General features: G+C 62.5%; 20 protein-coding genes and 1 pseudogene. 14 read left to right on the top strand and 7 right to left on the bottom strand.

What is annotated here, in order from left to right:
* The first annotated feature begins 21 nt into the window (after window positions 1–21).
* The 4 genes from RQ479_RS14305 to RQ479_RS14290 are packed head-to-tail and all read left to right on the top strand — an operon-like array spanning window position 22 to window position 4,224.
* Window positions 22–1,542, top strand: a complete 1,521-nt coding sequence (locus RQ479_RS14305; protein WP_376705573.1) for a sugar ABC transporter ATP-binding protein — start codon at window positions 22–24, stop codon at window positions 1,540–1,542.
* Window positions 1,539–2,540: an ABC transporter permease gene (locus tag RQ479_RS14300; protein WP_376705572.1), complete on the top strand. Its 1,002-nt coding sequence runs from the start codon at window positions 1,539–1,541 to the stop codon at window positions 2,538–2,540. Before RQ479_RS14305 ends, RQ479_RS14300 begins: the two co-directional genes overlap by 4 nt.
* 2 nt (window positions 2,541–2,542) lie before the next feature.
* Window positions 2,543–3,343: a FadR/GntR family transcriptional regulator gene (locus RQ479_RS14295; RefSeq protein ID WP_352463963.1), complete on the top strand. Its 801-nt coding sequence runs from the start codon at window positions 2,543–2,545 to the stop codon at window positions 3,341–3,343.
* 5 nt (window positions 3,344–3,348) lie between these two features.
* Window positions 3,349–4,224 carry an aldose 1-epimerase gene (locus RQ479_RS14290; RefSeq protein WP_376705571.1) on the top strand — a complete coding sequence of 292 codons (876 nt, stop codon included), beginning with the start codon at window positions 3,349–3,351 and terminating at the stop codon, window positions 4,222–4,224.
* A gap of 11 nt (window positions 4,225–4,235) precedes the next feature.
* Here the strand turns inward: RQ479_RS14290 and RQ479_RS14285 are convergent, their stop codons facing one another.
* The 6 genes from RQ479_RS14285 to RQ479_RS14260 all read right to left on the bottom strand — a co-directional run bounded on the left by RQ479_RS14285 (window position 4,236) and on the right by RQ479_RS14260 (window position 11,568).
* Entirely contained in the window at window positions 4,236–4,739 is a 504-nt protein-coding gene (locus RQ479_RS14285; protein WP_376705570.1) for a sarcosine oxidase subunit gamma family protein, read from the bottom strand.
* Window positions 4,732–7,686 carry a sarcosine oxidase subunit alpha family protein gene (locus RQ479_RS14280; RefSeq protein ID WP_376705569.1) on the bottom strand — a complete coding sequence of 985 codons (2,955 nt, stop codon included), beginning with the start codon at window positions 7,684–7,686 and terminating at the stop codon, window positions 4,732–4,734. Before RQ479_RS14280 ends, RQ479_RS14285 begins: the two co-directional genes overlap by 8 nt.
* Window positions 7,683–7,949 (bottom strand): sarcosine oxidase subunit delta, encoded by a 267-nt coding sequence (locus RQ479_RS14275; RefSeq protein ID WP_376705568.1) that lies wholly within the window; start codon window positions 7,947–7,949, stop codon window positions 7,683–7,685. The genes RQ479_RS14280 and RQ479_RS14275 overlap by 4 nt, the downstream gene beginning before the upstream one ends.
* Window positions 7,950–7,962: 13 nt before the next feature.
* Window positions 7,963–9,219 (bottom strand): sarcosine oxidase subunit beta family protein, encoded by a 1,257-nt coding sequence (locus RQ479_RS14270; RefSeq protein WP_376705567.1) that lies wholly within the window; start codon window positions 9,217–9,219, stop codon window positions 7,963–7,965.
* 10 nt (window positions 9,220–9,229) lie between these two features.
* Entirely contained in the window at window positions 9,230–10,378 is a 1,149-nt protein-coding gene (locus RQ479_RS14265) for a M24 family metallopeptidase (RefSeq protein ID WP_376705566.1), read from the bottom strand.
* A 74-nt stretch (window positions 10,379–10,452) separates the two neighbouring features.
* Window positions 10,453–11,568, bottom strand: a complete 1,116-nt coding sequence (locus tag RQ479_RS14260) for a M24 family metallopeptidase (protein ID WP_376705565.1) — start codon at window positions 11,566–11,568, stop codon at window positions 10,453–10,455.
* A 316-nt stretch (window positions 11,569–11,884) separates the two neighbouring features.
* On the opposite strand from RQ479_RS14260, the gene ehuB reads away from it, so the two are divergent.
* From ehuB to RQ479_RS14230, 6 genes and pseudogenes are all read left to right on the top strand, one after another.
* On the top strand, window positions 11,885–12,754 hold the full coding sequence (gene ehuB / locus RQ479_RS14255) for an ectoine/hydroxyectoine ABC transporter substrate-binding protein EhuB (RefSeq protein WP_376705564.1): 870 nt from the start codon (window positions 11,885–11,887) through the stop codon (window positions 12,752–12,754).
* Between the two features lie 54 nt (window positions 12,755–12,808).
* Entirely contained in the window at window positions 12,809–13,537 is a 729-nt protein-coding gene (gene ehuC, locus RQ479_RS14250; RefSeq protein ID WP_376705563.1) for an ectoine/hydroxyectoine ABC transporter permease subunit EhuC, read from the top strand.
* On the top strand, window positions 13,534–14,193 hold the full coding sequence (gene ehuD, locus RQ479_RS14245) for an ectoine/hydroxyectoine ABC transporter permease subunit EhuD (protein ID WP_023674259.1): 660 nt from the start codon (window positions 13,534–13,536) through the stop codon (window positions 14,191–14,193). The genes ehuC and ehuD overlap by 4 nt, the downstream gene beginning before the upstream one ends.
* Window positions 14,190–14,969: an ectoine/hydroxyectoine ABC transporter ATP-binding protein EhuA gene (ehuA, locus tag RQ479_RS14240; protein ID WP_376705562.1), complete on the top strand. Its 780-nt coding sequence runs from the start codon at window positions 14,190–14,192 to the stop codon at window positions 14,967–14,969. Before ehuD ends, ehuA begins: the two co-directional genes overlap by 4 nt.
* On the top strand, window positions 14,966–15,697 hold the full coding sequence (locus RQ479_RS14235; RefSeq protein ID WP_376705561.1) for a GntR family transcriptional regulator: 732 nt from the start codon (window positions 14,966–14,968) through the stop codon (window positions 15,695–15,697). Before ehuA ends, RQ479_RS14235 begins: the two co-directional genes overlap by 4 nt.
* A gap of 332 nt (window positions 15,698–16,029) precedes the next feature.
* A pseudogene (locus RQ479_RS14230) lies at window positions 16,030–16,392 on the top strand (adenylate cyclase); the annotation flags it as partial.
* Window positions 16,393–16,418: 26 nt separating this feature from the next.
* On the opposite strand, the gene RQ479_RS14225 reads toward RQ479_RS14230, so the two are convergent.
* Window positions 16,419–16,811 carry a GFA family protein gene (locus RQ479_RS14225; RefSeq protein WP_376705560.1) on the bottom strand — a complete coding sequence of 131 codons (393 nt, stop codon included), beginning with the start codon at window positions 16,809–16,811 and terminating at the stop codon, window positions 16,419–16,421.
* A 317-nt stretch (window positions 16,812–17,128) separates the two neighbouring features.
* Between RQ479_RS14225 and RQ479_RS14220 the strand changes: the two genes are divergently transcribed.
* From RQ479_RS14220 to RQ479_RS14205, 4 genes are all read left to right on the top strand, one after another.
* Window positions 17,129–18,034 (top strand): DMT family transporter, encoded by a 906-nt coding sequence (locus RQ479_RS14220; RefSeq protein WP_376705559.1) that lies wholly within the window; start codon window positions 17,129–17,131, stop codon window positions 18,032–18,034.
* Window positions 18,035–18,182: 148 nt separating this feature from the next.
* Entirely contained in the window at window positions 18,183–18,899 is a 717-nt protein-coding gene (locus RQ479_RS14215) for a FadR/GntR family transcriptional regulator (RefSeq protein ID WP_376705558.1), read from the top strand.
* Window positions 18,900–18,950: 51 nt separating this feature from the next.
* A complete protein-coding gene (locus tag RQ479_RS14210) occupies window positions 18,951–19,925 on the top strand; it encodes a sialic acid TRAP transporter substrate-binding protein SiaP (protein ID WP_376705557.1) in 975 nt (324 codons plus the stop codon).
* 143 nt (window positions 19,926–20,068) lie between these two features.
* Window positions 20,069–20,641, top strand: a complete 573-nt coding sequence (locus RQ479_RS14205) for a TRAP transporter small permease (RefSeq protein WP_352463986.1) — start codon at window positions 20,069–20,071, stop codon at window positions 20,639–20,641.

The following is a 20,641-nucleotide window of genomic DNA, read 5'->3' as shown; positions in this document are numbered from 1 at the left end:
GATCCTCGGGAGTGAGCTTTGATGCAATCGGATTTCTTCTCGCTCGATAGGATATCGAAGCGCTTCGGCGTCGTGCAGGCGCTCGACAATGTCTCGATTGCCTTTCGGCCAGGAGAGGTGCTTGCCCTGGTTGGCGAGAATGGCGCCGGCAAGTCGACAATGATGCGAATTCTCGAGGGCGTGTTCGCACCGGACACCGGCATCGTGCTGCATGGCTCCACGCCGATCGTTTTCAGCGAACCGCGCGACAGCCACAGAGCCGGAATACGCGTCATCCATCAGGAGCCGGAGATCGTTCCGAACCTGACCGTGGCCGAGAACATTTTCGTCGGCGAACTGCCGCGGTTGGCAGGCGTCCTGCTCGACTGGCACAGGCTCGAGGACCAGACCGATAAGGTGCTTGCGACCTTCGGCATGCAGCAGGATATGCGGCCGCGTCAACTCTGCAGCACACTCGGTCCGGCACAGCGCCAGATGATCGAAATCATGCGCGCCATACGTGCCGGCGGCCGGCTGATCGCATTTGATGAGCCAACCTCGTCGCTGACCGACGACGAAGCGCGCCGTCTGTTTTCAGTAATTCGCCGGCTGCGCGAAGAGGGCACTTCGATCGTCTACATCTCTCACAGGCTGAACGAGGTCATCGACCTTGCGGATCGCATTGTCGTTTTGCGGGACGGCCGGCTGGTCGATGATTCCCCCGCGGCCGGTGCCAGCGAGCAGACCATAGCCAAGCTCATGGTCGGCCGCGACATTGCCGATCTGTTTACCCGCGAGACGTGGCAATCGGTTAAACCGTTGCTGGAGGTGACGGGCCTGACCACCGACCACGTCACCGATGTGAGCCTCAAGGTCCGCCGCGGCGAGGTGCTCGGCATTGCCGGCCTTATGGGTGCGGGTCGATCCGAGCTGGCAAAGGCGATTGTCGGCTATGATCGGCGCGTCGACGGAACCATAACGATGAACGGCGTGTCCGTTGGCCCTAACAGTCCGCATGCAGCGATCGCGGCAGGCATCGGCTTCGCTCCGGAAGACCGCAAGCACGAAGCCCTGCTGTTGTTCCGAAGCATTCTTGACAATGCCTCGCTGTGCGTGCCCGACAAGACGTCGACCTTCGGCTTCTTCAACCGGCGCAAGGCTCTGGAGATCGTCTCACCGCTTGCAGCAAAGATGTCGATCAAGGCACCCAACCTCGACGAAGAGGTTTCCAAACTGTCGGGTGGCAATCAACAGAAGGTCGTTCTCGCGCGCTGGCTTGCGCGGCAGCCGATGCTTCTCATCCTCGACGAGCCGACCCGCGGCATCGACATCGGCGCCAAGGCGGAAATCTATCGCCTGATCGACGAACTCGCCGCCAGCGGCATCGGCATCATCCTGATTTCCTCGGAAATGCCGGAACTGATCGGGCTCGCCGACAGGGTGCTTGTCATGGCTGGAGGTCGGATCACGGCCGAACTTTCCCGCCCTGACATCGACGAGACCACGATCCTGAAACACGCCATGCCGCAATCTGTAGCATCGCTCGGAGGACAAATTCAGTGAACAGCCTTGAGCTCAGCACAGCAACAACACAAACCGGCAAAAGGCGCGCTTCCTTGCGCATCGCAGAGCGCATCGGCATTCACACCATAAGCCTTCTTGTTGCTCTCGCCATTCTCGTGCTCATCTTCGGCACCCTGAGAGGCGACGTGTTCTTCTCGAGCCGAAACCTGCTGAACATCGGTCTAGGCATTACCATCCTGGGCGTTCTGGCGATGAGCCAGACCGTGGTCATCGTCGCCGGAGGGCTCGATATTGCCGTCGGCGCAATTGTCGGTCTGACCACAGTATCGACGGCAATGGCCATCCAGGCCACTGGATCGCCCGCCGCGGGCATTCTTGCCGGCCTGGTCCTGGGCGGTCTTGCCGGCCTCGTGAACGGCATCATCATCACCTATGGGCGGGTCAACGCTGTCATCGCAACTCTCGGTACGATGGCGATCTTCCGCGGCATCGCGTTCATCATGTCCGATGGGCAATCGATCGCGATTTTCAGCGACACTTTCCGCTTCATCGGGATCGGACGAATCCTCGGCCTGCCTCTGCTGATCTGGATTCTTTTGCTGACCGCGATCGTGTTCCATCTCTTCCTTGCCCGCTCGATCGTTGGCCGCAACATCTATGCCCTGGGCGGCAATCCCGTTGTCGCACGCTTCTCCGGCATCAATATCAATCGCTACCGCGTCGGCATCTACATCATGAGTGGAGTGGCAGCCGGATTGGCCGGGATTCTGTTGGCTGCCCGTACCGGCTCGGGCCAGCCCGTATCCGGATCCCAAGGTCTGGAACTCGAGGCCATCACAGCGGCCGTGCTGGGTGGCTGCGCCTTGCAGGGCGGGAAGGGTACGATCATCGGCGCGCTGCTGGGCGTCGCCATCATTGGCGTCCTCAACAACGGAATGATACTGACGTCCGTGCCAACCTTCTATCAGTTGCTTGCCAAGGGCTCGCTGCTGATACTTGCTGTGGTAATTGCCGAGTACCACTTGAACAGGACATGACGATGGACGCGGCGATCGCTTCGACTGGCCAAGGCACGCAGGACATTCCTGCCGCAGAGGGCGCCACGTCATCGCTCAAGGATCGCATCGCACGCGATCTCGGACAGCGAATCCTCGCCGGCTCCTACGCGCAGCACTCCGTCCTGCCGACGGAAGCCGAACTTTGCGTCATCTACGGGGCGAGCCGCACCGCGCTTCGCGATGCTCTTCTGACGCTTTCGGCGAAAGGATTGATCGAGGCACGCAAGCGGGCCGGGACGCGCGTGCGCGTGTCGAGCGAATGGAACAGGCTGGATGCACAGGTTTTGGAATGGATGCGCGATATCGAGCCCGATCTCGATTTCGTTCGGGGATTGATCGAGGCGCGGCTGGTCATTGAACCCGCTGCCGCCCAACTTGCGGCCAAGATGGCGACGTCAGGCGATCTCGCAGTCATCGAAGCGGCGTATGAAGCCATGCGCATTGCTCCGCAGGACGATCTTGCTGCGTGTCTCGATGCCGACGTCAGGTTTCATACGGCCATCCTTCGTGCCAGCCGCAACCCGGTATTCGCCAATCTCGGCAACATGCTTGCTGCCGCCCTCAGCTTCTCCTTCCGATTGACCACATCGGCCACCGCCAACTACCAGCAGACACTGAGCGCGCACGGCGACGTGCTGGAGGCAATTAGGATGCGCAGGGCCGACGACGCTCACGATCAGATGAAGGCGCTCATCGGGATCGCGTCGAACGACCTTCTTGCAGTGGCTCGCAAAGGCCGCCATCAACAGCCGATCGCCGCTGCCAAGGCCGACACCGTCTGAAGCCGATGGTCGGGACGATAAAGATCAGAAGCGGAGACCTATCCGCTGAAATCGTCCCGTCGCTTGGGGCAGGTCTTGCGAGACTGGACTATGGGCGCGTGCCTCTCTTCAGGCCATGGCCGGATGGCGGGAGCAGCAGCCCGGTCGATCTTGCCTGCAACCTGCTTTTGCCGTGGTCAAATCGCATCTCAGGCGGCGGGTTCACATTCGACTCCAAATTCCAGGAACTGCCTGCCAATGTTGCAGGCGAGCCATTTCCCATTCACGGCAATGGATTTTCGAGCGAGTGGGACGTCGACAGCGTAGCGCAAGACAACGCAAAGCTGTCCCTCATCAGCAGCGGACCCGGCCCATATCGATATCGCGCCGAGGTGAGCTACGCTCTGACCGGACAGGGGCTCGAGCTGAAGCTTCGCATCGTCAATCGGGCATCGATCAGATTGCCGTTCGGGCTTGGCATCCATCCATGGTTCCCGAGAACGGCACGAACCGCGCTTCATGCGCCGGCGTCGCAGGTTTGTCTCGAACTGCCCAACCATCTCCCCGAACGGTTTGTGGATATCAAAACCCGTCCCGATTGGGATTTCAGCGCACCGGCCGTATTGCCGAGTGGATGGATAAACAATCTGTTTGCCGGTTGGAACGGCGTCGCCACCATATCGTGGCCGGAGCACAGTTGCAGCCTTCGGATTGAAGCTTCATCGCCCTTGAATTTTTTCCTGGTCTATTCGCCATCGGACGAGAGCGACTTCTTCTGTTTTGAACCGGTCAGTCATGCTGTCGATGCTCACAATCGCGGTTCGATCGAAAAATGGAATGGACTGTCGGTGCTTGGGGCTGGCGAGAGCCTGGCGGCCCGTTGCAGCTTCGCCGTCCGTTAAACCGGTATTGGCTAGCCGCGGGCAATCCAATCCGAGAGGCTGCGGGCAAAACTTCGCGGCACGATGAGTTCGCATGCGGTCTCGCCGGTGTGCAGGAAGAGAACGGACACGTGATGGAAGGATGTCAGTACGGCGCGGCCCGGAGCAGCGGCCGGCGCGTGCCAGTCGACTGCAATGCAGCCGGACAGAAGCCTTGCGATGTCAAAGCCGGCCATTTTCAAACGAACACGACCTTCGCCGAGGGGAACTGAACAGCCGAGATCGGGGTCGACGACAAGGGCAGGCGCTTGCGCGCCTTCGTCGAGAACCAGCCAGAGGCGGCGAGGTGCAACGCGGATGATTAGAAGCCCCTTGTGGCGAACCGTCTCTCCGACCGAAGCGGGAAGTTTCTTGCCGAGCGACGCCGAGACACTCTTTTCGAATTGCGTCAGTGTCGCGTCCCAGCCCTCGATCTGGATAAGCGGACAATCTGCCACGGACAGGCTGAAATCCCGAGAAGAGGTCAAGCTAGCCATGCAGCCGTTCTCCCTGTGGATCGACAAATACCGGCGAGACAACGCGAGCGCGAACCGTTTCGGCCTTCATTGGATAGACCGCCACGACCTCGCTTCCTTCTGCCGCGACATCACCGGCAAGCAGTGCCAGACCGACATAATGGCCGCGTTCGGGGCTGAAAGTGACGGCGGTGACGCGACCGCGCCCATGGCCATAGGGTTTCTCATCCGGCAGGAACAGGATGGCGCCGCCGCGCAGACGTTTTCCGTTCTCGACGCATTCCAGTCCGACCAGACGCTGCCGGTTGGGCGCCCGGAGGGCAGGGCGCTGTCGCAGGACGTCGCCGACGAAGCCGCTGCGCTTGCCGGCGATGCGGCCGAGGCCGAGATCGTCGAGCGTCGTGCGCCCATCGATCTCCGGTCCGGCGACATGGCCCTTTTCGACCCGCAGCGCGCCAAGCGCCTCGACGCCGTAAGGCTTCAAGTCGAACAGTCTGCCGGCTTCGAGCAAGCGGCTCCAGAGCTGTTCACCTGCAGTGGCGCCGACATAGACTTCGTAAGCACGCTCGCCGGAATAACTAAGACGCAGGATGCGGAGCCAACGGCCCTGCCACTCGCTTTCGAGTAGCCCCATATGCGGAAGCGCCGCGTCGGAGACGTCGAGACCAGGAAAAGCAGCGCTGAGGATTGCGCGGCTGTTAGGCCCGGCAACCGACATCGCCGCCCATTCATCGCTGACCGAGGTGACGGCCACGCGCAAATCCGGCCAGGCCGTGTCGAGCACGAATTCGAGACGCGACAGCACATCGGCGGCCTTGGCGGTCGAGGTCGTCATGAAGAACCGGTTTTCCGCGAGCCGCGTCGTGGTGCCGTCGTCGAAGACAATGCCGTCGTCGCGCAGCATGACGCCGTAGCGGGCGCGGCCTACCGCCAGTTTGGCAAAGCCGTTGGCGTAGACGCGGTCGAGGAAGATTGCCGCATCCGGGCCCTGGACATCGATCTTGCCAAGGGTGGAAATGTCCATAAGGCCCGCCGCCTGGCGTACGGTACGCATTTCGGCGACATAGGCCTCGTTCACGTCGCGCCCCGACTGCCGGTAGAAATAGGGCCGCATCCAGAGCCCGACCTCGAGCATCTCGGCGCCGTTCGCCATGTGCCAGTCGTGCACCGGCGTGCGGCGGATCGGCTTGAAATGATGGCCGACGGCGCGTCCGGCAAGCGCCCCGATGGCAACCGGCGTATAGGGCGGGCGGAAGGTCGTGGTGCCGGTCTCGGGGATCGTTGCGTTGCGCAGCGCTGCCATGGTGGCAAGTGCGGGAAAATTGCTGGTCTTGCCCTGATCGGTGCCCATGCCGAGCGTAGTGTAGCGCTTCAGGTGCTCGACCGATTCATAGCCTTCGCGATGGGCGAGTTCGATGTCTTTTGTCGTCACGTCCATCTGGAAATCGACGAAGGCTTTTCCGCGTCCGACCGACGGGATTTCGCGAAGTGAAATCGTGGCGGTCTCGCCGAGATCGAGTCTGGACGGATCGGGCACCGGCGCCGACTTGCCGCAGGAGACTGCCGCGTCGATGCCGGCGCGATGACCGTCCTCGATGGCTTCGGCAGTTGCATGGGCCCCCATCATCGCGCCGGCGCCGAACCGGCCGGCCGGAAACGCGCCCGGCACGAAGCCGCCGATGTCGTCGCGATAGACAGGTTTGACACCAAGGTGCGAGGTGAGATGCACGGTTGGCGACCAGCCGCCGGACACGCAGACCAGGTCGCAGGCGGCCGCGGACGGGCCGTCCGGCCCGCTGAGCGTTACGTGCCTGATGGCATGGCCGCCGTGCAGGTCGACGATGCGCGTTGCGGCCCGCACCACCACGCCTTGCCGTGCGGCTTCCGCGGCAAGTGCTGCGGGCGGGACGGCGCGCAGATCGGCAACCGTCACCTCCGCGCCGGCTGCGGCATAGTCGAAGGCGGTGCGCCAGGCACCGTCATTGGTGGTGGCGACGACGATTTTTTTGCCCGGCAGGGCGGCGAAGCGATTGAGATAGGTCCGGGCGGCCGAGGCAAGCATGACGCCGGGCCGATCATTGTTCGAGAACACCATCGGCCGCTCGATGGCGCCGGTGGCGAAAACGATCGAGCGGGCGCGCAGCATGGTGACCGTTTGCCGTGTCTCGCCATTCGGCTGCGGATCGGTTGGATCGCGCTGTTCGACCAGTCCAAGGACATCGCCGTCATAGCTGCCGAAAGCGGTCGTCCGCTTCATCAGCGCGACGGTTTCGAAGCCCTCCAACTCGGCCTCGGCCTGCCTCAGCCATGCGGCCGCTGCGCTGTCGGACGGTTCCGCCAGAAGCTGGCCGCCAAGCAGGAAATCCTGCTCGATGAGCGCGACCCGCGCGCCGGCCGCGGCCGCCGCTCGCGCCGCCGACAATCCCGCCGGACCGCCGCCGACGACGGCGACATCGGCGAAGGCATGACGAACCTCGTAGTGGTCGGGATCCGGGCTGGTGCCGGCCCTGCCCAGACCGGCCGCCTTGCGGATAAAGTGCTCGTAGAACATCCAGGCGCGGCGCGTCGGGCCCATGAAGGTCTTGTAGTAGAAGCCGGCGGACAGAAACGGTGCCAACAGCCCGTTGACGCTTTGTACGTCGAAGGCAAGCGACGGCCAGCGGTTCTGACTTTCCACGACCATGCCGTCGGCGAGTTCCAGTGTCGTCGCCGGCAGGTTCGGCTCGCGCCTGCCGGCGCTCCCGAGCGTAACCAGCGCATTCGGCTCTTCGGGCCCGGCGGAAAAAATGCCGCGCGGGCGATGATATTTGAAGCTGCGACCGACCAGCGTGACGCCGTTGGCGAGCAGCGCGGAGGCAAGCGTGTCGCCGCGATATCCAGCCAGCTTGCGGCCGTCGAAGGTAAACTCGACCGGCTGCTCGCGGACGATGCGGCCACCCACCGGCAGGCGTTTGCGGTTCGAACTCATGGGCGTGATTTCCTGGCGAAGTCGACGGCTGCGATGACGTGGTTGCGTGTGTCGCGTTCGACCACCAGCCATTGCCGGCAACCGGTCACGTGCTGCCAGTATTCACGGTGCGGGCCGGCCGGGTTTTTCCTGACATAGACATAACGATACCAGGCCTCCGGATCGGGGTCGTCATGGGCCGGACGCGTGACCGAGGCATCGCCGCCATAGCGGAACTCGTCATGGTCGCGCGGGCCGCAGCAGGGGCATTCGATGCGCAGCATTTTGTTCCGCCTCCTATTGCAGCCAGGCGGAAGGACCGACGCCGGCTTCGTCGAGCGTGTGGCCGGTGCGGAAACGATCGAGCCTGTAGGCCGCGATCAAGGGATGCGGCTTCCCGGTGGCGATCGTGTGGGCGAAGCACCAACCGGAAGCCGGCGTCGCCTTGAAGCCGCCATAGCACCAGCCGCCATTAAGATAGAGGCCGTCGATCGGCGTCGGGCAGATGATCGGGCTGGCATCGGGGGTCATGTCCATGACGCCGCCCCAGTGGCGCAGCAGGCGGACGCGCGAAATGCACGGCATCAGTGCAATCGCCGCCTCCGCCACCTCGCGAACGGCGCCGAGATTGCCACGCTGGGCGTATGAATTGTAGCCGTCGAGATTGCCGCCGAAGACCAACCCGCCCTTGTCGGACTGGCTGACGTAGAAATGGTCGGCGCCATAGGCGACGACGTGATCTACCAGCGGCTTCAGCGGCTCGGTGACGAAAGCTTGCAGCACATGGCTTTCGATCGGCAGTTCAAGGCCGGCCTTGGCACCAAGCACGGATGTATGACCGGCAACAGCGAGGCCGACCTTGCCGGCGCCGATCCGGCCTTTCGTCGTTTCGACGCCGACGATGCTGTCGCCGTTGCGGACGAAGCCTGTCACTTCGCAGTTCTGGATGATGTCGACGCCATGGCCGTCGGCGGCGCGCGCATAGCCCCAGGCGACGGCGTCGTGGCGCGCCGTGCCCGCCCGGCCCTGGAAGATAGCGCCATGGATCGGAAAGCGGGCGGTGTCGGAAAAATCGAGATAGGGCACCAGCCTGCGCACTTCTTCCCGGTCGAGGATATCGGCATCGATGCCGTTCAGCCGCATGACATTGGCCCGGTGGCTGAAACCGTCGAGCTGATCGGCGGAATGCGCTGTGACGAGCTGGCCGCGCTGCGAGAACATGACGTTGAAATTCAGCGCCCGCGACATGCCCTCCCAGAGCTTCATCGAGAATTCGTAGAACTGGGTGTTGCCGTCGAGCAGGTAGTTGGAGCGGATGACGGTGGTGTTGCGGCCGACATTGCCGCCGCCGACATAACTCTTTTCGAGCACCGCGACATTGCGGATGCCGTGGTTCTCGGCGAGGTAGAAGGCGGTGGCGAGGCCGTGTCCACCGCCGCCGATGACGATCACGTCATAGGACGGTTTTGGCTCCGCCGCACGCCAGGCGCGCTGCCAGTTCTTCTGGCCGGACAGCGCGTTGCGTAAAATCGAAAATGCCGAGTAGCGCGCCATGTGTGCAGGCCTATCGAACGATCGGGCCGGCCGGCGTACGGGTAAGCACCTCGGCGCCCGCATCGGTCAACAGCACCGTGTTGGAGACGAAGTCATTGCCGCGACCCGTTCCCATCAGCCATGACAGGATGTGGAAGCTCATCCCGGTCTCGATCTCGAGGTCGGAATCGTGTCTCAAGCCGGTCACCGAATTGCCGCCGGTCCATGACGGCGGCTGGCCGGCGCCGACAAGGTAACCGCAGTGATGGCGGCGATAGTGGGGAAGACCGGCCTCGTCGGCGACGGCCTGCCAGGCGGCGTAGACATCGCGCGCCTTGGCGCCCGGCTGCAGCGCCTCGACGACCGCGTTGAACGCCTTGGCGGTCACCTCCGCCATTGTGGCGTCTTCGTCGCTGATGTGGCCGATCCGAACGAGCCGGCCGAGCGGGGCGTGGTAGCGCGAGATGCACCCGGACAGTTCGACAAAGACCGGCTCGCCCTTGCGGTAGATCCCGTCGCCCCAGGTCGTGTGCTCTTCACCCAGGCGCGCGGCCGGGCGGATGAACGGTCCGAAGCCCGGCGCATGACCGCCGGCGCGGATCATTGCCGCAACACATTGGGCGGCGACCTCCTGTTCGGAAGCGCCATCGGAGATCGCGGCGATCGCGGCACCGGCGGCGGCGTCCGTCACCTTGGCGGCCCGCCGCATCAGCGCCTGTTCTTCGGCGCTCTTCACCCGCCGCATCTTGTCGATCAGACCGGAGACATCGCTCCACTTTGCATCTGCTTGCATCTGGAGTGCCACGGCAAGTCCATGGCTAAGGCCGGCTGTCCAGTATTCGAGGCCGATCCGCTTGCCGGACAGGCCGAGCTCTGCAAGCACCCGTGCGGCAAGGTCGGCCGCCGTTTCGCTGTCGGAATGGCCACGGAATTCCGCTGCCTTCACCTGCTTCTCGATCGTCACCTTCTCCATCGAGCGGGTGACCAGAACAGGTTTTCCCCGGAGCGGGACGATCAGCAGGTGGGGGGCAAAATACCCCCAGTGATCAAGCCCGGTGAGATAGAAGACGTTCTCCGGCGAGGCAAACACCGCCGCGTCGAGCTCGCGTTCGGCCAGTGCAATGCGGACCTTTACCAAGCGGTCGGCGATTTCGGCATCGGAGAAAGGATTGCGGTCCATCGGGCGTCCTCGTGCTTGTTGCCGGCTTGGTGGCGGGCATGGTCTTTTCGGCAGCCGGTTTCCCGGCCGCCATGTCAGTCGATAACGATGAGTTCGCGCGCCACGTCGCAGAGGCGTTCGCCGCCACGTTCCGTGACAACGAACGATTCCGAGATGGCGATGCCGAAATCGTCGAGCCAGACGCCGGCCATGAAATGGAAGCACATCCCAGGCTGCATCTCGGTGGTGTCGCCGGGACGAAGACTCGCGGTACGCTCGCCCCAATCGGGCGGGTAGGCGAGTCCGACCGGATAGCCGACGCGGCTGTCTTTCTTCAGCCCGTTCTTCCTCAAGACTGCCTGCCAGGCGGCTTCCACCTGTTCGGCGGTGTTGCCGGGGCGCGCCTTCTCGAGGCCAGCATCGACGCCCTCGACGATCGCCTTGGCCATGTCGAGGATGGCTTGCGGCGGCTTGCCGAAATGTACCGTTCGGGTCAGCGCTGCATGATAGCGGCGCCGCACGCCGGCGATCTCTAGAATGGCGAGGCCGCTGTCCGGCAGCGGCGCGTCGGACCACGTCAGGTGCGGCGTGCTGGTGCCCTCGCCAACGGGCATCAGCGGACAGATCGCGGCATAGTCGCCGCCCGCTCCGGGCACGCCCATGATCTGCGCGTGATAGATTTCGGCTATGACGTGGTTCTGCGGCACGCCAGGCCGCATTTTTTCGACGGCGCGGTTCATGGCATGCGTGCAGATCGCGCCGGCCTCGCGGATCAGCACCAGCTCGGCTTCGGACTTGACCAGCCGCGCCCAGTTGACGAGATCGTGGTTGTTGGCGAAGTGCGCATCAGGCAGGCCCTGGACGAGATGGGCGTGGCAGCGCGCGGTGTAATAATGCGCGTCCATCTCGACGCCGATGCGGGCCTTTCCCCAGCCACGCGACCGGATCAGTTGGGCGAGTTCGTCATAGGGGTGTTCGACCGGCTGCTGCACCAGCCGTTCCGAGAACGGCACGATGTTTGTCTCGGGCAGGCCAGTGGTTAGGCGTGCGCTCTTGGCATCCTGCGCCCTGCCGAACCAGATCGGCCGGTCCTCCTCCAGATGGACGAGCACGCACTGCGGAACGTAGAACGACCATCCGTCATAGCCGGTCAACCAGCACATGTTGGCTGGATCCTGACAGACGATGAGATCGAAGCCGGTTTTTTGCATGCGTGTCTTCACGCCGGCGAGGCGCTGCCCATACTCCGCTTGCGTGAATGTCCCGAACCCGTTCGCAGTCGCCACCGAAATCCTGCCTTCCAGGTACGCTGTTTGCCCCTTTCGCAAAAAAGCAAACAGGCCAAATTGTGCACAACTCGACGTCGATTTATTGGCTAACTACGAATTATCGTCGAATTTTCTTGGTTTCTATATCTCTGCTTGCGAAATGTCTAGGGCAGTTGTATACGTCTTATCAAGCAGGCGTCGACCTCGAAGAAGGCCGCGCCCTGGGAACCATCCGTCAGTTGTCCAATGGGAGAAAAGCATGTTCAATTCATCGATATCGCGCCGCATGGTCGTGAAAGCGGCTGCCTGCATTGCGCTCGCAGCGACGTCATTGACGTCGCAGTCCGCTCACGCGGAAACCACCCTCGAACGGGCCAAGAAAGACGGCTACATCCGCGTCGGTTTCGCCAACGAGGCGCCGTTCGGTTACGCCACGCCAGACGGCAAGCTGACCGGCGAAGCGCCGGAAGTCGCCAAGGCGGTGCTCGCCAAGATGGGCATACCGCAGGTCGACGGTGTTTTGACCGAATTCGGCTCGCTCATTCCGGGTCTCAAGGCCGGCCGCTTCGACATCATCGCCGCCGGCATGTTCATCACTCCGAAGCGCTGCGCCGAGATCAACTACTCCGAGCCGTCCTACGGCATCGGCGAGGCTATGCTGGTGGCAAAAGGCAATCCGAAAGGCATCAAGGATTTTTCCAGCATCAAGGACAATCCGGATCTCAAGCTTGCCGTGATGGCCGGCGCCGTCGAAGGCGGCTTCGCCAAGGAAGCGGGCGTTGCCGGTGGACAGATTGTCTCCTTGCCCGACCAGTCCAGCCTGCTCGCCGCCGTCCAGTCGGGCCGCGCCGATGCAGCCGCGCTGACCGCTCTTTCGATCGCCGATATGGCCAAGAAAGCCGACGGCGTCGAATCGACCAAGCCCTTCGGCGAGGTCGCCGGCAAATCGGTGAAAGGTCATGGCGGCTTCGGCTTCCGCAAGGAAGACACCGACCTGCAGGAGGCGTTCAACGCCGAGCTGAAGAAGTTCCTCGGTTCGCCGGAGCATATCGCGCTGGTCGAGCCACTCGGCTTCGGCAAGGATTATCTCCCCAACAAGACCACCGCAGAGCTCTGCGCTGGCAAATAGGTTCCCAACTGCTGGCGGCGCGAAAGCGCCGCCCTCTTTTCCCGGGGGAATCGCATGGGAATCCGTACACTCATTGCCATGCTGGTCATCGCGCTCGTCGTGATCGGCGCGTTGGCAACACAGGAAAGCTATAGAGTGTTCATGCCGGGGCTGCTGCAAGGCGCGGTCCTGACGGTCGAGATCGCCGTCCTCGGCAGCCTGCTCGCAATTGTCATGGGCGTGCTTGCAGCACTTGCAAGGATGTACGGCCCGACGCCGCTCAGATGGCTGGCCACGGTTTACGTCGAGATCTTCCGCGGAACGTCGGCACTGGTGCAATTGTTTTGGCTGTTTTTCGTGCTCCCGCAATTCGGCGTCACGATCAACGCGTTCGTTGTGGCAGTGCTCGCGCTCGGCCTGAATGTCGGCGCCTACGGATCGGAGTGCGTGCGCGGCGCGATCCAGTCCGTCGCCCGCGGGCAGTGGGAAGCGTGTACGGCATTGAACATGAGCCGCCCACAGATGTTGCGCCGGATCATCCTGCCGCAGGCCTTTGTTGCGATGATCCCACCCTGGGGCAATCTGTTCATCGAGCTTCTGAAATCGACAGCGCTGGTCTCGCTGATCACGCTTTCGGACCTCGCCTTCAAGGCGCAGCAAATGAACCAGAACACGTTCAAGACCATTCCGATCTTCACCCTCGTGCTTTTGATGTACCTGGCAATGTCGCTGGTTCTCACCATCGGCATGCGGCTTCTCGAAAGGCGGGCGTCGCTCGGACTGGCGCGGGGGAAGGCGGCATGATCTGGGATTGGGGATTTGCCCTGGAAATCCTGCCGGTGCTTGCCCGCGCCGCCGTCATTTCCATCGAGGCGACGCTAATCGGCTTTGCGCTTGCCGCCTCGCTCGGCCTGGTGCTGGCGGTCGTCCGCATCGCCGTGCCATGGACCAGCTGGACGATTTCGGTGCTGGTCGAGCTGATCCGCTCGACCCCGCTGCTCATTCAGATATTCTTTCTCTATTTCGTCTTTCCGAAATTCGGTGTCGTGCTCGACGCTTTCACCGCCGGGGTGCTGGCCATCGGCATCCACTACGCCGCCTACTGCTCCGAGGTCTATCGCGCCGGTTTCGACAACATCCATCGCGGCCAGTGGGAGGCCTCGATCGCGCTAAATCTCTCGTCCTGGACGACGTTCCGCGACATCATCATTCCGCAGGCGATCCCGCCGATCGTTCCGGCGCTCGGCAATTATTTGGTGGCCTTGTTCAAGGAGACGCCGTTGCTCTCCGCAATCGCCGTGATGGAACTGATGCAGACCGCCAAGATCATTGGCTCCGAAACGTTCCGCTACACCGAGCCGATCACGCTGGTCGGCCTGTTTTTCCTTGCCATGAGCCTGGTTTCGGCGGCGCTCATCCGCTCCCTCGAAGGGCTGCTCAACCGGAGGACCACGCGATGACGGAACAACCGATGGTCCGCTTCGACAATGTATCGAAACGCTACGGCACGTTAACCGTTCTCGACGGGCTCAATCTCGAAATAGCGCGCGGCGAAAAAGTCTCCGTTATCGGTCCGTCGGGTTCGGGCAAGACGACGGTGCTGCGCATGCTGATGACGCTGGAAACGATCAATGACGGCGTCATCTGGGTCGAAGGCGAGCCGCTGACCCATATGGAAAGGAACGGCAAGCTTGTTCCCGCCGATCTCGCCCACATCCGCAAGATCCGCGCCAAGATCGGCATGGTGTTCCAGTCGTTCAACCTGTTTCCGCATATGACGGCGATGCAGAACTGCATCGAGGCGCCGATAACGGTGCTCGGCATGAAGCGGGCGGACGCCGAGGCAAGGGCGGCCGAGCTGCTGGAACTGGTCGGCCTGGCCCAGAAGAAGGACCACTATCCATCACAGCTTTCCGGTGGCCAGCAGCAGCGTGTCGCCATCGCCAGGGCGCTGGCCATGCGGCCCAAGATCATGCTGTTCGACGAGGTGACGTCGGCGCTCGACCCGGAGCTTGTCGGCGAAGTGCTGCAGGTGATAAGGCAGATCGGGCGCGAGCATGATCTAACCATGCTTATGGTGACCCACCAGATGGGCTTTGCCAAGGAGTTTTCCGACCGCGTTTGCTTCTTCTATCAAGGCAAGATCTGCGAGCAGGGACCGCCAAGCCAACTGTTTGGCGCCCCCAAGAACGAGCGGACACGGCAATTCCTGCACGCTGTCCTGGAGGCTGGGTGACGATCGCGACAGATGCCAGGCTGCCCACGACGGTGACCGCCGCGCCGCCGCGCCCGCTCTCGGCACGGGAGCGGTTCGAGCGCATTTACCGGATATTGCGCGACCGCATCTGCCTGCTCGACTATGCGCCGGGAAGCCATCTGTCCGAGGAAGAACTTGCCCAGGAATTCGAGATCAGCCGCACGCCGGTCCGGCGTGTCCTGGCGCGTCTCGAATCCGAGGGTCTGGTCCAATCCGTCCACGGCGTCGGCACGATCGTCACCGACGTCGACATCGAGGAATTGCAGCAGGTCTATCATTTGCGCCTGGAGCTGGCGCTCCTCGTCGGCAAGCTTTCGCCGATCCCGCGCACGGCGGACGACCTCGACCGGATACGGGCGCTCATCGCGCGCTGCGATGCCGACATACTCAATCCCGACCAGCGCGCTTTCCTGCGCCTCAACATGGATTTTTTCTACGAGCTTACGGCGATGACCGGCAACCAGCCGCTGCGCGAGATCAACGAGCGCCTGTATTTTCAAGTCGCGCGCGTCGTCCTGAAGATGATGCCGCAATTGGGCCTTGTCGAGGAGTTCACCGCGTTCCGCCGCGAAATGGAAGAGGTCCTTGCCGCCGCCGAGATCGGCGACTGGGAGTCCATAGGGCACATAAGGCGGGCGCATATCTCAATGAGCTTTCGCCGTATGATGCGTCATGCAGGCGAGGCGAATCTGGATAGAGCAACATAGTCAGCGCTTAAGATTATGCCGGTGACCTGCCGTCGAACTGGCCTCGTTGCCAGGGAAAGCATGGCCGCCCGCCCGATGCCGACAGAATTTGCCAGCACCGACGATGACTGACGTGGTTCGAGACTGCAGGCCCGCGCCGCCCTTAAAGAGGATCCTCACTCGGTATGTTGGCGGGGTTCCAGACGACCTCCCACAGGTGCCCGTTCGGGTCGCGGGAAATATCCGGCATATCCGCCAAAGAACGCGTCCCGGGCAGGCTTGCCCGCGGAAGCCAACGGCAACGGGGACACCGTTCCGGAGGAGCGTTCCCGCGCCCGGATCAAGCGCGAACGGTCTTGGCGGGGCAGGTCGAGGAGGGCCTTGAGCACATTCGCAAGGCCTTCCGGCTGAACCCGTTTCCGGCAAGTTGGTATTATCTGACGCTCGGGCAGGCGCAATACGCGGCCCGCGAATACGAAGCTGCTGTCGAGACGCTGCGCAGGGACGAGACTTATCGTACAAGCTCACGCCGTTTCCTAGCGGCAAGCCTTGCCCAACTCGGCCGGCTCGATGAGGCACGCGCAGAGGTCGAACTGTTCCTCGTCGGCAACCCGCATTTCACAATCCGCCACTGGGCGACAACGGAGCCATTCCGCGATGCTGCGACGCTTGAGCATTTCGTTGACGGCTTCCGCAAGGCCGGCCTTCCGGACTGACGCGCCGGCGCACCGTTCGTGCGACCTTACTCTTCAAAGCGACCCGTAGCGTCACGATCGCGCTCGTATCGTCTCGTCAGCGGAAACTGGGGCAACCAGGACTCGCGTCGGATGATCCAGCTTTCGTAGGTTGGCATCAGCTGGTCAGGCGCATCCAGGGACCCCAGGTTTACTTCGATTTCGTCTGCGGTGCGTGCGAAAATGGAGGAGCCGCAGCGGGGACAGAAAAACCTCCCGGCGTAGTCGCGTGTTTCGCCGTCGATCGTCACCGCATCCTCAGGAAAAATCGCGGAAGCGTGAAAAAGGGCGCCATGATGCTTGCGGCAGTCGAGACAGTGACAAAGGCCGACCCGGTATGGGCGCCCCGACGCGACAATTCGGACGTTGCCGCACAGGCAACCGCCGGTGAATCGGTCCATGCTGCGTCTCCTCCAAAATCAAGCGGCCGGAATGGTTACAACGACCGGCACTGTTGTTGCAATCGCCGCGCCGCGGGCGGGGATGCGTCGTCCTTTCGTGGCTGGCGATAGTGATCATCGCTTCGCGGCGCAGGGAGCCTATCAATATCAAACTCCTGCAACATCGGAGCGCCAGCGGCGTACCCCAACGCAATTTTCCTGGTGACCCCTCGGCCTGCCTCACTTACATGAGGACCAGGCAAAAACGGGCCATTGCCAGCATGTCAGTAACAAGAGAACCAAACGGCGCCGCGGAACCGGCTAACGCGGAAATGCGCATGACGACGCGCGACCGCCCCTTCGAACCCGTCGACTACGGGCTTTACGCGCTGACGGTCATTGCCTGGAGCGCATCGTGGTTCGCGATCGAACTTCAGGTCGGCAGCGGCGTATCGAACGAGGTCAATCTGGTCTGGCGCTTCGCCATCGCCACGCTGCTGATGTTTGCCTGGGCGGGTTTTTCCGGTCGGCGGCTCCGCTTTCCGATCACCGATCATTTGCGCTTTGCTGTGCTCGGCATCCTCATCTTCTCGTCGAACTTCCTGTTTTTCTATTATGGCGCCGGCTATCTCGTCAGCGGCTTGCTCTCGGTCGTCTTCTCGCTCGCCTCGGTCATCAACATGCTGCTCGGTGCCTTGGTCATCGGCGAGCGCCCGGCGCCGCGCATTCTCGCCGGCGGCATCATTGGCTTCGCCGGAATAGCGCTGATGTTCTTTCCCGAAATCGCCGCGAACGGGCTTTCCGGCGGCACGTTGGTGGGCCTTCTGCTGTGCCTCTGCGGCACGCTGAGCTTCTGCGCCGGTAATCTCGTCTCCGTCGCAAACCAGCGCCGCGGCCTGCCGCTCGTTTCAACGAGCGCCTGGGGCATGCTTTACGGCACTCTGTGGTCGGCGTTCCTGGCCCTCCTGCTCGGTGAGCCGTTCGTATTCGCGACGACCGCCTCTTATATCGGCTCGCTGGTTTTCCTCGCCGTCATATCGACGGTCATGGCTTTCGCCGCCTACCTGACGCTGCTCGGACGCATTGGCGGGGCCCGCGCCGGCTATACGACCGTCATATTTCCCGTCTTTGCACTTTTGATCTCCACGGCGCTGGAAGGCTATGCCTGGACCGCGTACGCGATCATCGGGCTCGTCCTCGTCGCCGCCGGAAACGTCCTGGTCATTCGCGGGGGACAGCGCTGACGCATGGAATGCTTGCGCAATGCCGCCGCGTTCCGGTTGCGCGGGGCCGCGGTTCTATCGAGCTTGACTCTCTGCATCCTCTGTCTAAGCTGCGGTCAATGGGTCAGACCAATGTACCAGGGGTGGCCCGGGAGGGAACTAAACGCGCATGCCGATCCAGGCCGTTGAACCACGCCGGCTTTACCGACAGGTCGCCGATCAGCTCAGGCAGCTGATCGATGCCGGCGAGTTTTCCGTCGGCGACCGTCTGCCGACCGAGCGGGATCTGGCCGACCAACTCGGAATTTCCCGCCCGACGGTCCGTGAAGCGCTGATAGCGCTGGAGGTCGAAGGCCGCATACGCATCCGCGTCGGCTCGGGTATCTACGTCACCGATCCGCCGAGCGCCGCCTCCGAACCCGAAATGGAGGAAGGCCCGTTCGAGCTGTTGCGCGCGCGCGAATTCGTCGAAGGCGCGATCGCCGCCGAAGCGGCTCTCCATGTCCGGCCCGCAGATATCGAACGTCTCGACGACGTGCTGCGCCGGATGGAGACCATGCGTCATCCCAACAAGATGACCATTGCGCTCGACCGGGAATTCCATACCGCGGTCGCCGGCATTCTCGAGAACGCGGTGCTGGTGCGCTTCATCGGCGAGCTTTTCGACCAGCGCATGAACCCGTACTTCGAACGCCTGTCGATCTATTTCGAGACCAGCGATTCCTGGCAGGTCGCGGCAAAGGAACATCGTGCCGTGCGCGATGCAATTGCCGCGCGCGACCCCGAGCGGGCCAAGGGCGCCATGCAGCAACATCTGCGCCAGTCGCAAATCAGATTCTCACGCAATTTCGATGAGCGAGCCGCAGCCAAGGAGGTTGCGGAATAGCAGTTGGCCGGGGGGAGATCCGGCCGTCAAGTTCAACCAGGGAGGAATTAGATGCTGAGAAAATACACAGTTCTGCTCGGTGCGATCGCCGCAATTGCCATACCCATGGCGTCGGCCTCGGCGGAAACGGTCCTGAAATGGGCACATGTCTACGAGACGACGGAGCCCTTCCACACCGAGTCCGTGTGGGCTGCCGACGAAATCAAGAAGCGCACCCAGGGCCGCTATGCCATCGACGTCTATCCGGCCTCGCAGCTTGGCAAGGAAGCAGACATCAACCAGGGCCTGATGCTCGGCACCGTCGACATCATCATTTCCGGATCAAGCTTCGCGGCGCGCGAATATCCACCGATCGGCGTCACCTATTTCCCGTATACTTTCCGCGATGCCGACCATCTGCTGAAATACACCAAGAGCGACGTCTACAAGGCCCTGACCAAGGGCTATGAGGACAAGACCGGCAATCATATCGCCGCCACCACCTATTACGGGACGCGGCAGACCACCTCGAACCGGCCGATCGCCAAGTGCTCCGACATGCAGGGCCTGAAGATGCGCGTTCCCGACGTGCCGGCCTATCTGGCCATGCCGCGTGCCTGCGGCGCCAACACCGCGCCGATTGCCTTCGCCGAGGTCTATCTGGCCCTGCAGAACGGCACGGTCGAGGCCCAGGAGAACCCGCTGACCACCATCGAGGCGAAGAAATTCTACGAGGTGCAGAAGAACATCGTGCTCACTGGCCATATCGTCGATCATCTCAACACCATCATATCGGCGTCGCGCTGGGCCTCGCTGTCCGACGAGGACAAGAAGATCTTTACCGAGGTGATGCAGGAGGCTGCCGCCCGCGCCACGGCGAAGATCGTCGCCCGCGAAAAGGAACTGGTGCAGGTATTCAAGGACCGCGGCATCACCGTAACCGATGTCGACCGTGCCGATTTCGAGAAGAATGTGCTGGAGAAGGTCACCTTCGAGGAGTTCGGCTACAACAAGGCCGATTGGGAAGCGATCCGCGCCATCAAGTAGAGCATCGGAAACCGGATGCTCAATCAAGAGGATAGGGCGGCGATCGGATTCGCCGCTTTAACCTGCCCATCCGTCCGGCTTCAAGTTGCGCCAGACGGCCTTTCCAATCCTTGACGATCCACCAGCTTCGGGAGTCCGCGCCAATGGCCGAGGAACACCACACCGAGATCACCGTCGAAGAGATCGCCCACGCCTTCGAGGAGGTGCCGGTACACGTCGACCTGTCGGACCACGGCATCGAGGACTGGGTCACGCTTGCCGTGTTCTGGGGGATGGTCGTCTGTGTCTTCCTGCAGTTCTTCACCCGCTATGCGCTGAACAACAGCTTTGCCTGGACCGAGGAGATCGCCATCAACGCGCTCGTTGTCGTTGTCTTTCTCGGCGCCGCCATGTGCGTGCGCCTGTCGCGCCATATCCACGTCGACGTGCTTTACCACTATCTGCCGGAGCGTGTCGGCCGCTGGCTGGCGCTCGCCGTCGATATTGTCCGCATCGCATTCTTCGCCTACGGAACATGGCTGATGTGGCGCTACGTCACGATCGTGGCGCATGAGCGCATGGTCACTGTGAACCTGCCGCGGCGCTGGTTTTTCTACGCCGTTCTGGCCGGCTTCGTGCTGATGCTTCTGCGCTCGATCCAGGTCTTCATCGGCAATTACAGACGCGGCTATTCGGTGCTCGAGCGTCCTGGTGCGTTCGAGACGGCGGGGGTCTGA

Source organism: Mesorhizobium sp. ISC25, from assembly GCF_042295465.1.
GTDB lineage: Bacteria > Pseudomonadota > Alphaproteobacteria > Rhizobiales > Rhizobiaceae > Mesorhizobium.
This window is presented reverse-complemented; position numbering and strand designations above follow the sequence as displayed.